The organism is Pigmentiphaga sp. NML030171, assembly GCF_002188635.1.
GTDB classification, from domain to species: domain Bacteria; phylum Pseudomonadota; class Gammaproteobacteria; order Burkholderiales; family Burkholderiaceae_B; genus Pigmentiphaga; species Pigmentiphaga daeguensis.
In genome coordinates, this window is sequence record NZ_NINX01000024.1 from 91550 (window position 1) to 104032 (window position 12483).

General features: G+C 68.7%; 12 protein-coding genes and 1 pseudogene. 5 read left to right on the top strand and 8 right to left on the bottom strand.

Annotation, left to right across the window (positions count from 1 at the left end):
• The first annotated feature begins 21 nt into the window (after positions 1-21).
• Both CDO46_RS06610 and CDO46_RS06615 read left to right on the top strand, forming a co-directional pair.
• Positions 22-249 (top strand): hypothetical protein, encoded by a 228-nt coding sequence (locus tag CDO46_RS06610; protein WP_087837767.1) that lies wholly within the window; start codon positions 22-24, stop codon positions 247-249.
• Between the two features lie 87 nt (positions 250-336).
• The gene (locus tag CDO46_RS06615) at positions 337-786 is read left to right on the top strand and encodes a PA2169 family four-helix-bundle protein (RefSeq protein ID WP_087837768.1); all 450 of its coding nucleotides are present in this window, start codon (positions 337-339) and stop codon (positions 784-786) included.
• Between the two features lie 36 nt (positions 787-822).
• Here CDO46_RS06615 and CDO46_RS06620 read toward each other — a convergent pair whose 3' ends face one another.
• The 3 genes and pseudogenes from CDO46_RS06620 to CDO46_RS06630 form a co-directional block, all read right to left on the bottom strand.
• Positions 823-2514, bottom strand: coding sequence for an ATP-binding protein (locus CDO46_RS06620; RefSeq protein WP_087837769.1), 1692 nt, complete (start codon positions 2512-2514; stop codon positions 823-825).
• Between the two features lie 14 nt (positions 2515-2528).
• Positions 2529-2876: pseudogene (locus CDO46_RS28805) on the bottom strand (PAS domain-containing protein); the annotation flags it as partial.
• Positions 2864-3058, bottom strand: a complete 195-nt coding sequence (locus CDO46_RS06630) for a DUF1328 domain-containing protein (protein WP_087837770.1) — start codon at positions 3056-3058, stop codon at positions 2864-2866. The pseudogene CDO46_RS28805 and the gene CDO46_RS06630, both read right to left, overlap by 13 nt.
• A gap of 278 nt (positions 3059-3336) precedes the next feature.
• Between CDO46_RS06630 and CDO46_RS06635 the strand changes: the two genes are divergently transcribed.
• A complete protein-coding gene (locus tag CDO46_RS06635) occupies positions 3337-4776 on the top strand; it encodes a M20 family metallopeptidase (RefSeq protein WP_087837771.1) in 1440 nt (479 codons plus the stop codon).
• On the opposite strand, the gene CDO46_RS06640 is transcribed toward CDO46_RS06635, so the two are convergent.
• Together CDO46_RS06640 and pap are read right to left on the bottom strand one after the other, a co-directional pair.
• Entirely contained in the window at positions 4773-5981 is a 1209-nt protein-coding gene (locus tag CDO46_RS06640; protein ID WP_087837772.1) for an MFS transporter, read from the bottom strand. The genes CDO46_RS06635 and CDO46_RS06640 overlap by 4 nt on opposite strands.
• Entirely contained in the window at positions 5971-7437 is a 1467-nt protein-coding gene (gene pap, locus CDO46_RS06645) for a polyphosphate:AMP phosphotransferase (protein ID WP_087837773.1), read from the bottom strand. Before pap ends, CDO46_RS06640 begins: the two co-directional genes overlap by 11 nt.
• Positions 7438-7574: 137 nt before the next feature.
• Here pap and fumC point away from each other — a divergent pair, with 137 nt between their 5' ends.
• A complete protein-coding gene (gene fumC / locus CDO46_RS06650; protein ID WP_087837971.1) occupies positions 7575-8954 on the top strand; it encodes a class II fumarate hydratase in 1380 nt (459 codons plus the stop codon).
• Positions 8955-9225: 271 nt separating this feature from the next.
• Here fumC and CDO46_RS06655 read toward each other — a convergent pair whose 3' ends face one another.
• From CDO46_RS06655 to CDO46_RS06665, 3 genes are all read right to left on the bottom strand, one after another.
• Positions 9226-10614, bottom strand: coding sequence for a DHA2 family efflux MFS transporter permease subunit (locus tag CDO46_RS06655; protein ID WP_243724541.1), 1389 nt, complete (start codon positions 10612-10614; stop codon positions 9226-9228).
• Between the two features lie 68 nt (positions 10615-10682).
• Complete coding sequence (locus CDO46_RS06660) at positions 10683-11120, bottom strand: MarR family winged helix-turn-helix transcriptional regulator (protein ID WP_087837775.1); 438 nt, start codon at positions 11118-11120, stop codon at positions 10683-10685.
• Positions 11121-11237: 117 nt separating this feature from the next.
• Positions 11238-12026 carry an SDR family NAD(P)-dependent oxidoreductase gene (locus tag CDO46_RS06665; protein ID WP_243724534.1) on the bottom strand — a complete coding sequence of 263 codons (789 nt, stop codon included), beginning with the start codon at positions 12024-12026 and terminating at the stop codon, positions 11238-11240.
• Positions 12027-12113: 87 nt separating this feature from the next.
• On the opposite strand from CDO46_RS06665, the gene CDO46_RS06670 reads away from it, so the two are divergent.
• On the top strand, positions 12114-12479 hold the full coding sequence (locus CDO46_RS06670; protein ID WP_087837777.1) for a DOPA 4,5-dioxygenase family protein: 366 nt from the start codon (positions 12114-12116) through the stop codon (positions 12477-12479).
• Positions 12480-12483: the final 4 nt, after the last annotated feature.

Consider the following 12483-nt stretch of genomic DNA (forward strand, 5'->3'; position numbering starts at 1 on the left):
GACAATTTGCGGGAGCATCGCATGAAGACTGAACCCAAGAACCGTTCGGAGAAGGACTCGAAGGACAAGGCCAAGCAGTCCGACGAGGGGCTGCCGACCTACCAGGAACTGCTGGACGACTCGCTGGAGGACACTTTCCCGGCCAGCGATCCGATCTCGCCCGGGGCCGCCGCGCATGCCGAAAAGGAAGTCCGTACCGGCAAGGACGACAAGGACTGGAAGCTCAAGCCCAGCCATCCCAAGAAATGACCGATCCTCCGGCGGGTCCGTTTCCTGCTGGAGTCCCGGACCGGGCCCGGTGTGGCCCGGTTCATTCGGACTACCCAGGAGACGAAGATGGCCCGAGATGTGACGACAGTACTGAACGACTTGATCGAGACCTGCAAGGACGGCGAGTACGGCTTTCGGCAAGCTGCCCAGGACGCCCACGATCCCGAGTTGAAGACACTTTTTTCCCGGCGCGCGGGCGACTGCTCGACAGCCGCGGCCCAGTTGCAGGAGCAGGTCGCGGCGCTGGGCGACCAGCCCGAGGAAGGCGGTACCGCGGCCGGCGCGCTGCACCGCGGCTGGCTGGGGCTGAAATCGGCGGTGGCGGGGCGTACGGACCTCGCCATCCTGGAGGAATGCGAACGCGGCGAGGACGTGGCCAAGAGCCGCTACCAGGCTGCCCTGCGCGAGGAACTCCCGCCCCAGCTCCTGGCCCTGGTACAGGTGCAATACGAGGGCGTCGTGCGCAATCACGACCAGGTGAAGGAACTGCGCGACCGGATGCGCGCACACGCGTAGCCGTGGACGGAGGGCGGCCTGCCGGCCGCCTTCCCGCTAGCGCCGCTCCAGGAAAGCGGTTCGCGCCAGGTTGTTTATCAATCCGACCAGTTGCGGAAACTCCACCGGCTTGGCCAGGTAGACCTGGAAGCCCGCCGCCAGCGCGCCGATACGGTCCTCGCACCGGCTGGCCGAGGTCAGGGCGACGGCGGGAGTCGGGGTGGGAAAGCGATCGGGCGCGCCGCGCTCGAGTTCGCGGATCCGGGCCAGCGTATCGCTGCCGTCCATGCCCGGCAGGGTCATGTCGCTGACGATGACATGGGGCAGGCCGTCCGAGTCCGCCCTGCGCAGGTACTCCAGGGCCGACCCGCCGGATTCGCACGCGACGACCTCTCCTCCCGCCTGCTTCAAGGAGTCGGCCAGTTCGCCGCGCGCCTCGGCATGCCCCTCGACCAGGAGGATACGCACGTCGTTCAGGGTCGCGGGTGAGGCCGCTCGCGTGCCGGTCCCCGCGGCCGGCCCGGGCGCCTGGCCTTCGCCGGCCAGCGGCAGGTAGATGGAGAAGAGCGCGCCCTGGCCTTCGCCTCCGCTCTGGGCGGCTACCCTGCCGCCCTGCAGCTCGGCCAGATGCCGCACCAGCGTCAACCCCAGGCCCAGCCCGTCGGGACGGCGGGCACGGAAGGCATCGAGCTGGCGGAACGGATCGAACAGATAAGGCATGACGTCGGCCGCGATGCCCTTGCCGGTGTCCCCGACGGCGATCCTGGCCTCGGTCTGCGTCGCCTCGACCCGTACCGAGACCTGGCCGTCGGGCAGGCTGAACTTGATGGCGTTGTCCAGCAGGTGCCCCACCATCTGCTCGATGCGCTCGGCGCTGCCCCAGACCCGGACCTCGCCGGGCGGCAGCTCGGCGCGCAGGTTCACATTGCGTTCGGCGGCCTTCGGAGCGGCCTGCGCGACCGCGCGTTCGACGATGGGCGCCAGCGCTTCCAGCCTCATCGAAAGCTGGAGGCGGCCCGTCATCGCGTGGGTGGCGTCGAGCAATTCGTCGATCAGCCTGACCTGCTGCTGCACGCCGGTCCTGATGCCCGCCAGCGCTCGCGCCACCGTCGGCACGCCGGCGTCGACGCGGCTCTCGAGCACGTGGGCCCAACTCTGGATGCCGTTGAGCGGGGACCGCAGTTCGTGGGAAACCATGGACAGGAACTGGTCGCGTACCCCGATCGCCGTTTCCGCCTGCGTCCGCGCCGCCTGTTCGCGCAGCAGCAGCGTGTCGAGCTCCACCTGGGCGCGCACCCACGCGCTGACATCCACGGTCGCCGCCAAGGCGCGCCCGCCGGCGCCGTCGGCCACGACGCGGACGCGGAAGTGGCGGGTGGAGGATCCGGTGTCTATGCGATAGTCGAAGGTCTGGGCCTTTCCCGTGGCCAGCGCGTCCGCCACCGCCTGCTCGTAGGCCGACGCGATGTAGGGCGCCACGCCGAGCTCGCGCGCGGTCTTGCCGACAAACGCCACCGGCTCGATGCCGAACAACTCGCCGGCCGCCCGGTTGGCGTACAGATAGCGCAAGGATGCGTCGTAGGCGACGAGGGCATGAGGCAGCAGGTCCAGCAGCCGGCCCTCGTCGGCCTGGTTGCCATCAGGCGGGCGCGCCGCGGCGGACTCGCGCGCGGGCAGGCAGGTGCCGCTGAACCCCACGAATTGCCGGTTGGCCTCCAGGCTGGGGTGGGCCAGGGTATGCGCGTCCACCTGCCGCCGTCGGCGGTGGCCACCCGGTGCGCCACGTCGAAAGGAGCCGCATCGGCGGCTCCCTTGGCGACGGCGGCCCGGACCCGCTCGCGCTGGTCGGCCGGCACGCATGCCAGCCAGCCCCAGCCCAGGGCCGCCTCGGCGGATTGCCCCGTCAGGCGGGTCCAGGCGGGATTCACATACACCCACTCCCCCGTCGTGGAAGCGGACCAGAGCACGCCCGGGGCGTGCTCCGCCAAAATGCGATAGGAAGGACCGGACGGCCCGGCCGCCTGCGAAACGCGTCGTGCAACCATGTTCAACCGCGAAAAAGGCGCTGCATGTTCATCGGTTTTTTTGCCCTCCGCGGTCAGCGGGACCATTCGCCCTCATAGCCCTCTTCCGTCTCCTCGGGGGACCGGACGAAGAAGGTGGCCAGGAACGCTCCCAGCGAAACCAGGAACAGGACGAAGGCGATATTGGCGGCACCGGCCGCGAAATCGCCGAGTCCCACGACGGCAACCAGCAAGGGGATCACGAAAAAGATAGTAGCCCAGCGCAACATGGTTCTTCTCCTTGGCTTTCCCGTAAAGACGCGTCCCGCTGACGGCGGGCTCTGTTCGACGCGTTGGACGTCGTGCCGGATGACGAGCACATTCCGTACCATGCCGCGCTTGCCCTTTGAAAAGCCTGTTGCACTGGGTAATCGGGGGGTCTCTTATAAGATTTGCACGGTGCCCTGTCCCGCCTCAGGTAAGAATTACATGTAAATCTTGCAAGCGATCCGCAGGCTGCCTTCTCCGGCTACAAGTTCTACACTGGAGGCTGACCCGGGAGCCCCTCATGGACCTGTCCGACCTCGCCGCGGTGCTGGCGCGCCGCTATGACGATGAACTGATCCCCCTCTTGGCCGACTACGTGCGCGTGCCCGCCAAGTCGCCCATGTTCGATCCCAATTGGGCCGAGCACGGTCACCTGGCCGCGGTGGTGGACGCGGCGGCGAAGTGGGCGCGCGCTCAGCCGGTCACGGGGCTGCAGGTCGAGATCGTCGCCATCCCGGGCCGCACGCCCTGCCTGTATTTCGAGGCGCCGGCCACCCAGGGCCTGGGGGGCGACCGCACCGTGCTGTTCTACGGCCACCTGGACAAGCAGCCCGAGATGACCGGCTGGCGCCAGGACCTGGGTCCGTGGACGCCGAAGATCGAGGACGGCAAGCTGTACGGTCGCGGCAGCGCGGACGACGGCTACGCCGTCTATGCCGCCCTGGCCACGCTGGCCGCGATGGACGCCCAGGACATACCCCGCCCCCGCTGCGTGGGGCTGATCGAGACCTGCGAGGAAAGCGGCAGCTATGACCTGCCCGCCTACCTGGACCTGCTCGCCCCGCGCATCGGTCCGCCGACGCTGGTGGTGGGCCTGGACTCGGGTTGCGGCAACTACGAGCAACTGTGGGTGACGACCTCGTTGCGCGGACTGACCGGCGGCGTGCTGACGGTCGAGATCCTGGACGAGGGCGTCCATTCGGGCATGGCCAGCGGCCTGGTGCCCTCGTCGTTCCGGATCGCGCGCCAGCTGCTCAACCGGATCGACGACCCGGCCACCGGCCGCGTGCTGCTGCCTGAACTGCATGCCGCCATCCCCGGGGAACGCCTGGCCCAGGCCCGTACCGCCGGCGCCATCCTGGGCGACCAGGTGTGGAAGCAGTTTCCCTGGGTAGGATGCTCGCACGGCGCCGACGGCCACGCCCATGCCCTGCCCACCACCACCGACCCGGTCGAGGGCATCCTGAACCGCACCTGGCGGCCGGCGCTGTCCGTCACCGGCGCGGCCGGCCTGCCGTCCATCGACGCCGCGGGCAACGTGTTGCGCCCCAAGACCTCGCTCAAGCTCAGCATGCGCCTGCCGCCCACGGTGGACGCCGACCGCGCGACGCGGGCGATGAAGGCCGCGCTGGAGCAGGACCCTCCCTACCAGGCCCGGGTCCGGTTCGAAAGCGAGGGTGGCGCCGGCGGCTGGAACGCGCCGCCGACCGCGCCCTGGCTCGCACGCGCCCTGGACGCGGCCTCGCAGTCGGCCTTCGGGCAGGGCACGGCGTGGATAGGCGAAGGCGGCACCATACCCTTCATGGGCATGCTGGGCGCGAAATTCCCCGAGGCCCAGTTCCTGATCACCGGCGTGCTGGGCCCCCGGTCCAACGCCCACGGACCCAACGAGTTCCTGCACATTCCCTACGTGAAGAAGCTGACCGCGGCCGTGGCCCACGTCATCGCCCAGGTCCGCTAGCCCCGCGCGCGTAACAGCCAGCTGGCGCAGAACAGCGCGGGAATCACCAGCAGCCCGTATGCCCAGGCATAGCCGGGCTGGCCGGCCTCGCCCGCCAGCGATGCCACGTAGCTGAACAGGGGTTGGCCCACGAGCACCCCGAAATAGGTGAACAGCAGCGTCCCGCCCGTGGCCGCGCCGGCCTGGCCCGCCGGCGAGCGCCGAGCGACCTCGGCCAGGAACACACCGTTCCAGCCTATCGCTGAAGCGCCGAACACGACGGCGACGGCGGCCACCAGGATCCATGGCGTGGACGCCTGGAGGCAGGCGGTGGCGACGCAGCTTCCCGCCATCGTCAGGGCCAGTCCGCCCAGGACCTTGCGTGGCGGGGCCCAGCGATCGGCCACGATGCCCCACAGGATCCGTCCGGCCACGCCGGCCACCTGGGACAAGGACAGGATGACGCCCGCCGCGATCAGGGTCCATCCCAGCGACAGGTTCAGGTAGGTCACCAGATAGGCGGTGATCGCCAGCTGGATGAAGGAGAACAGCAGCGAACACACGGCCATGAGGCGCAGCGCGGGCGTGCGCCAGACCAGTCCGACCGGCCGCGCCAGGTCTTGCCAGCGCCACGGTGCGGCGGCCTCGCCCGGCGCGTCCAGGCTGCGCCGCACGCTCTGCGCGACCAGCATGCACAGCAGGCAGGCCGCGGCGCATACCCCCAGCGCCCACCGCCAGCCCAGCACGTGCTCGATCTGCGGACTGACGAGCGCGGCCAGCACGCCGCCCAGCGGCACGCCGGTCTGCTTGATCGAGAACACCAGCGACATGCGGTGGGCGGGCGTGCTGCGCATCAAGAGGTAGGAACTCGATGGCGTGATGGGCCCATACCCGGCGCCGATGACCAGGGCCCCGAGGGCGGCGGCCGCGGGTCCGCCGCTGCACAGCAGGCCCATGCCCAGGCCGCACAGCAGCAGGGCCGCCTGGCTGCATCGCACCGCGCCCAGGCGGTTGACCAGGGTGCCGCCGACCACGCTGGTGAACATGGCGCCCAGGTAGACCAGGGCCATGTAGAAACCGATGGCGCTCGAGGGCAGGCCGAGTTCGCGCGTGGCCACCGGGCCGACCACCGCCGGCGCGATGGTCGCCGCCGAGGCCAGGGACTGGATCGCCAGCGTGACGGCCAACACCCACGCCGTGGAAGGTTGGCGCGGGCTATGCTTCATCCATGGCCTTCACGATGTGTTCCAGGACCTTGACCCGGGCGGTGCGCTTGTCGTCGTCGGCGATCACGATCCAGGGCGCGTGCGCGGTGTCCGTGCGCGCGATCATGTCGCGCGCGGCCGACATGTAGTCGTCCCACTTGCGCCGGTTGCGCCAATCGTCCGGCGTGAGCTTGAAGTTCTTGAAGGGGGAATCGCGGCGCTCCTTGAAGCGGCGCAGTTGCTCCTGGCGCGAGACCGACAGCCAGAACTTCAGCACCACCGCGCCGCCGCGGCGCAACTGGTCCTCGAAATCGTTGATCTCGTCATAGGCGCGCCGCCACGTGGCGGGCGGGATCAGGGACTCGACCCGCTCGACCAGCACCCGGCCATACCAGGAGCGATCGAAGATGCACACCCGGCCATGCAGCGGCAGGTGGCGCCAGAACCGCCACAGATACGGATGGGCCAGCTCGTCGTCGCTGGGCGCGGAGATGGGGACGATATCGAAGTCACGCACGTCCAGCGCGTGCGAGACGCGCCGGATCGCGCCGCCCTTGCCCGCGGCATCCACGCCCTCGAACACCAGTACCAGCGAGCGCTTGCGAAAGCGCTTGGCGCGGACCTGCTCCGACAGGCGCGCCTGCCAGCGGGCCAGTTGCCTTTCGTAATCGACCTCGTCCAGCTTGCTGCCGCCCGGCGCGGGCTCCAGCATCGCCCTGGACCGGTCACCATGGCGCGCGGCCTGCAGCGGCGGCCGGCGCGGCGCGCGCGGCAACGGCTCGCGCATCGCCTGCAATACCGCCGCAGCGGTCTCGACGGCGCGCAGCCGGGCATCGGCGCTCGGCACCACCCGCCAGGGCGTATAGGCCGCGTCGGTGGCGCCCAGCACGATCTCGCCAGCCGTGCGCAGCCGGTCGAATTTTTTGCGGACCTTCAGGTCGGCCTCGGACACTCGCCAGGCCGTGGCGGGGTCGGCCAGTTGCGCATCGATGCGGGCGATCTGCGCGCCGCGCGACAGGTGATACCAGAGCTTGAGCATCCGCACCCGCTCGCTGGCCAGCATGGCCTCGAAGCGCAGGATCTCGGCGGCCATCGCCCCGATGCGGTCCATGTCGGGCTTCTTGCGCGCCGCCTCCTTGAAAAGCGGCGCATACCAGGAACCGAAGACGATGCCGGTCTGTCCCAGCGCGGGCAGCGCGTTCCAGTAGCGCCACATGGCCGGCCGCTGTGCCTCGTCCACGCTCGGATCGCCGAAGGCCAGGGTACGGATGTGGCGCGGGTCCATCCACTCGTTGAGCAGGTTGATCGCCGACCCCTTGCCCGCGCCATCGATCCCCGCCACCACGATCAGCACCGCACGGTCGCGTTGCTTCAGGAGCTCGTACTGCTGTTGGAGCAGTTCCGTCCTGAGCACGAGCTCGCGCCGCTCGTACTCCCGCTCGTCCATGGACGGGTCCCGCTCGGCTCGTTCGAACACGAAAAGCTCCCTGGTTCTGGCATCGCTCATCCTTTACCACAGTCGCTTGCAGGGACACAAGCCGATGCGCGCAAGGCTTCTGCTAACCTGGAATCATCCAGGCCCGCAGGCCGGGCCGGGCAGGCAAGGAGATGAACATGCAAACCCGAGTTGAAAAGGACACCTTCGGTCCGATCGACGTTCCCGCCCAGCATTTATGGGGCGCCCAGACCCAGCGATCGCTGCAGTTCTTCGCGATCTCGCACGAGAAGATGCCCGCGCCGCTGATCACGGCCCTGGCCCAGGTCAAGCGCGCCGCCGCCCGCGTCAACGCCGAACTGGGCCTGCTCGACGGCCGTGCGGCCCACGCCATCGAGGCGGCGGCCGACGAAATCATCGCCGGCCGCTGGCCGGACGAATTCCCGCTTAGCGTCTGGCAGACCGGCTCGGGCACGCAGACCAACATGAACGTCAACGAGGTACTGGCCAACCGGGCCTCGGAACTGCTGGGCGGCGAACGGGGCGAGGCGCGCCTGGTCCATCCCAACGATCACGTCAACCGCGGCCAATCCTCCAACGACGTGTTTCCCACGGCCATGCACGTGGCGGCGGCGTTGCAGATCCACGCCCGCCTGCTGCCCGCCCTGGCGCGGCTGCGCAAGACGCTGGGGGACAAGGCTCGGGCCTATGCGGACATCGTCAAGATCGGCCGTACCCACCTGCAGGATGCCACGCCCCTGACCCTGGGGCAGGAACTGTCGGGCCACGAGGCCCAGCTCCTCCTGGCCGAAGAACAGATCCGCCATGCCCAGCGCAGCCTGCTGCAGCTGGCCATAGGCGGCACCGCGGTCGGCACCGGCCTGAACACCCATCCGGAATTCGGCGCGAAGGTGGCCGCCGAACTGGCCCGCGAAACCGGCCTGCCGTTCGAGTCGGCGCCCAACAAGTTCCAGGCGCTGGCCTCGCACGAGGGCCTGCTGTTCTCGCACGGGGCCCTCAAGACCCTGGCGGCCGGCCTGATCAAGCTGGCCAACGACGTGCGCTGGCTCGCCAGCGGCCCGCGCTCCGGGCTGGGCGAGATCAGCATCCCCGAGAACGAGCCCGGCAGCTCCATCATGCCCGGCAAGGTCAACCCGACGCAGTCCGAGGCCCTGACCATGCTCGGCGCCCAGGTCCTGGGCAACGACGTCGCCATCAACATCGGCGGCGCCAGCGGCAACTTCGAGCTGAATGTCTTCAAGCCCATGCTGATCCACAACTTCCTGCAGTCGGTACGCCTGCTGGCCGACGGCATGGAAAGCTTCGAGAAGAACTGCGTGGCCGGCCTGGAACCCAACCGCGACCGCATCGCCGAACTGGTGGAACGCTCCCTGATGCTCGTCACCGCCCTCAATCCCCACATCGGCTACGACAAGGCCGCCCAGATCGCCAAGAAGGCCCACAAGGAAAACCTGTCCCTGCGCGAATCCGCGCTGGCCCTGGGCTACGTGACGAACGAGCAGTTCGACGCCTGGGTCGTCCCGAAAAACATGGTGTAGAGGCGAAGCCCCCCCTACGCCCTTCGGGCGCCCCCCAGGGGGCGAAACCGGCGGACTGGCGGAGCCAGATCCGCGGTTTCCTGGGTCTAGGGAAACTGTCTTGGACTGAATCACCGGTGCTTCACTGGTAGCCAGCGAAGCACCGGCGCCACAACCCAAGACAGCGGTACTAGACCCAGGATGCGGTGGATCCGGCTTTGCCGGTCCACCCGCATCGCCCCCTTGAGGGGGCCCGCGCAAGCGGGTAGGGGGTGGGTTTCCCTTGCGCGCGTCAGCGCGTAGGGGGGGGCTCCCGCCTTCCGCTGACGGCGGAGCCGGCGTTGGCGGAAAGACGGCGGAAGAAAATCACGGACATCATCATCGTGATGCCGATGACCAGGAAGCCGGGGATCACGTCGTAGGCATCGAGCGTGGAGGTGCCGCGCGCGGCCATGCTGACCTTGAGGGCGAAGGCGGCCACGGCCACGCCCAGGCTGATAGCCAGTTGCTGGACCGCGCTGGCCATGCCGGTGGCCCAGCCCATCTGCTCGGGGCCGATGTCTGCATAGGCGAGCGAATTGACGCCGGTCAGCTGTAGCGACCGGAAGAAACCGCCCAGCAGCAGCACGATGATGATGACGGCGTGCGGGGTGGCCGAGGTGAACAGCACGCAGCCGATGATGGACACCCCGGTCAGGAAGGCGTTGACCACCAGGGTACGGCGGAATCCGAAGCGCTTGATGATGGGACTGGCGCTCATCTTCATCATCAGCGCGCCCAGCGCGCCGGCGAAGGTCAGCATCCCCGCGGCGAAGGGCCCCATGCCGAACGCCACCTGCAGCTGCATGGCCAGCAGGAAGGGCACGGCGCCGACCGCCAGCCGGCAAAGGTTGCCGCCCAGCAGCGCGATGGAGAAGGTCGGGATCTTCAGCAGGCGGAAGTCCAGGATGGGATGCGGCGACCGCCCCGCATGCCTGACATACAGCAATCCGCATACGCCCCCCAGCGCCAGCATCGCCAGCACCATGGGCGTCGACAGCACGCCGTGGCCCACGGCCTCGAAGCAGAACACCAGCGTGCCCAGGCAGACGGCGGTCAGCAGGAAGCCGATGATATCCAGCGGCTGCGGCTGGCCCGCCTCGGTATCGTGGATGTAGCGCAGCGCCAGGATCACGCCCAGGACGCCGATGGGCAGGTTCATGAAGAAGATCCAGCGCCAGGATCCGTATTCGACCAGGAAGCCTCCCACGGCCGGCCCGAAGATGGGCCCCAGCAAGGCGGGCATGCTGAGGAAGGACATGGCGCGCACCAGTTCCGACTTGGACACGGTGCGCAGCAGCACGATGCGTCCCACCGGGACCATCATCGCGCCGGCGAACCCCTGCAGCATCCGGCCCGCCACCATCTGGCCCAGGGTCTGCGACAGGCCGCACAGCGTGGAGCTGAGGGTGAACAGGACGATGGCGGAGGCGAACACCTGGCGCGCGCCGAACCGGTCGGCGGCCCAGCCGCAGATGGGCACGAACACGGCGGCGCTGAGCAGGTAGGCGGTGATCGCGACGTTGAGCCTGACCGGATCCTCGCCGAAGGAATGCGCCATCGAGGGCAAGGCCGTGGCGATGACGGTGGAGTCCAGCATCTGCATGAACAGCGCGCAGCCGACGATGAGCGGCACGACCATGGGCCCGAGCCGCTGCGTGATCCGGGCGATGAACGGGGAGTGATCGTTGGTGGACAAGGCCATGTCTTTCACTCCCCAAGGTGCTGCAGGGCTTTGGCCGCGCGGCCAAGCGCGGCGCGGTCGTCGGGATCGAGCTTGGCGATGCGGCCCGCCAGCCAGTCGGTGCGGCGCTTGCGCACCTCGGCCACCAGCCGGCGTCCCTCCGGGGTCACGGCCAGTCCCACGCGGCGCTTGTCCGCGTGCAGGGTCTGGTCGCGCTGGATGTAGCCGGCGGCCTCGAGCTGCTTGATGTGGTTGCTCATGCTGGCGGCGCGCATGTTCTCGCGATTGGCCAGGTCGTTGACGCCTATGCCCGGCTCCTTGTCGATGGCCGACACCAGCATGACCATGAGCGGCGATACGCCGAAGGTCTGGGTCTCGCGCCGCAAGAGCCTGTTCAGCCGCAGGATGGCCGGCCGCAATTGCGCGGCCAGGTCGATCGATTCGTTACCGGTGGGGTCCAACATGATCCTGGCGGGGGCGCACGCATGGGCGCCGCGCCCAATAAGTTAGTTAGTTGAACTAACTATATAGGCGCAGGCCGGCGATTGCAAGTCCCGCCGCGGACCAAGGTCCGCGCCGCGTCACATGACCGAGGAGGCTCCGCCGTCCAGGTTGACGCTGGAGCCGGTCACATAGCTGGCCGCGCCGGAGGCAAGGAAGACGATGACGTTGGCGGCTTCCTCGGCTTCGCCCACCCGTCCCAGAGGAATGTCCTGAGCGAATTCGCGGTACAGGTCGTCGGCATCCCGGCCCTTGGAGGCGGCGGCGCGCTCGTGCTGTCCGGCCTTGATCTTGCCGATGCAGACGGCGTTCACCAGGATGTTGTCGGCCGCGAACTCGCGCGACAGCGCCTTGGTCAGGGCCAGTCCGGCCGCGCGGGAGACCGAGGTCGGCATGGACGTGGCGGCGGGCTGCTTGCCGCCTATGGTCGAGATGTTGACGATGCGGCCGCCCCCTTGTTTCTTCATGTGCTGGACGGCCAGGCGCGAACAGCGGATCGCCCCGTACAGCTTCAGTTCGAGATCGGCATCCCAGTCGGCGTCGCTGACCTTCAGGAACGGGCCGCGCATCGAGGTGCCGGCATTGTTGACCAGGATGTCGATGCGGCCGAAATGATCCGCCACGGCCGTGAAGAAACGCTCGATTTCCTCGGGCCTGGAGATGTCCGTGGCCAGCCCGAAGACGTCGCCGCCCTTGGCGCGCAACAGTTCCACGGTGGCCGCCAGCTTGTCCGCGCTGCGGGCGCAGATCGCCACCCGGGCGCCCTCTTCCACGAATTTCAGCGCGGACGCCAGGCCTATGCCGGCCGTCGCGCCCGTCACCACCGCCACTTTTCCTTTCAATCCCAGATCCACTTGTCGCTCCGTCACATAGAATCCATACAGGACGCGGCACCGCCGCGCCTTGCTCTCTTTCGTTCACCACCGCGGTCCGCACCGCCATCCAGGCCCCAAGCCATGCAGGCAGACTTCCACGACACCGGCATCATTCGCGCATTCCATGCCCATGTCTACTACGACCCCGCCACCACCCGCGACGTCGCCGCGATCGTGCGCGAGGAAGCCGTCGCGCGCTTCCCCCTGCGCGCCGGCCGCTGGCACGACGTACCCGTCGGCCCGCATACCCAGGCCATGTACCAGTTGCTGTTCGACCCCGCCGTCTTCGCCTCGCTCGTACCCTGGCTCATGCTGAACCGGCGCGGCCTGGACGTACTGGTGCATCCGGACACCGGACTTCCGCGCCGCGACCACCTAGTGCATGGGTTCTGGCTGGGCAGGGTGCTGCCGCTGAAGGCCGAGCGCCTGCCCGAGCGGGACGATTGACCCC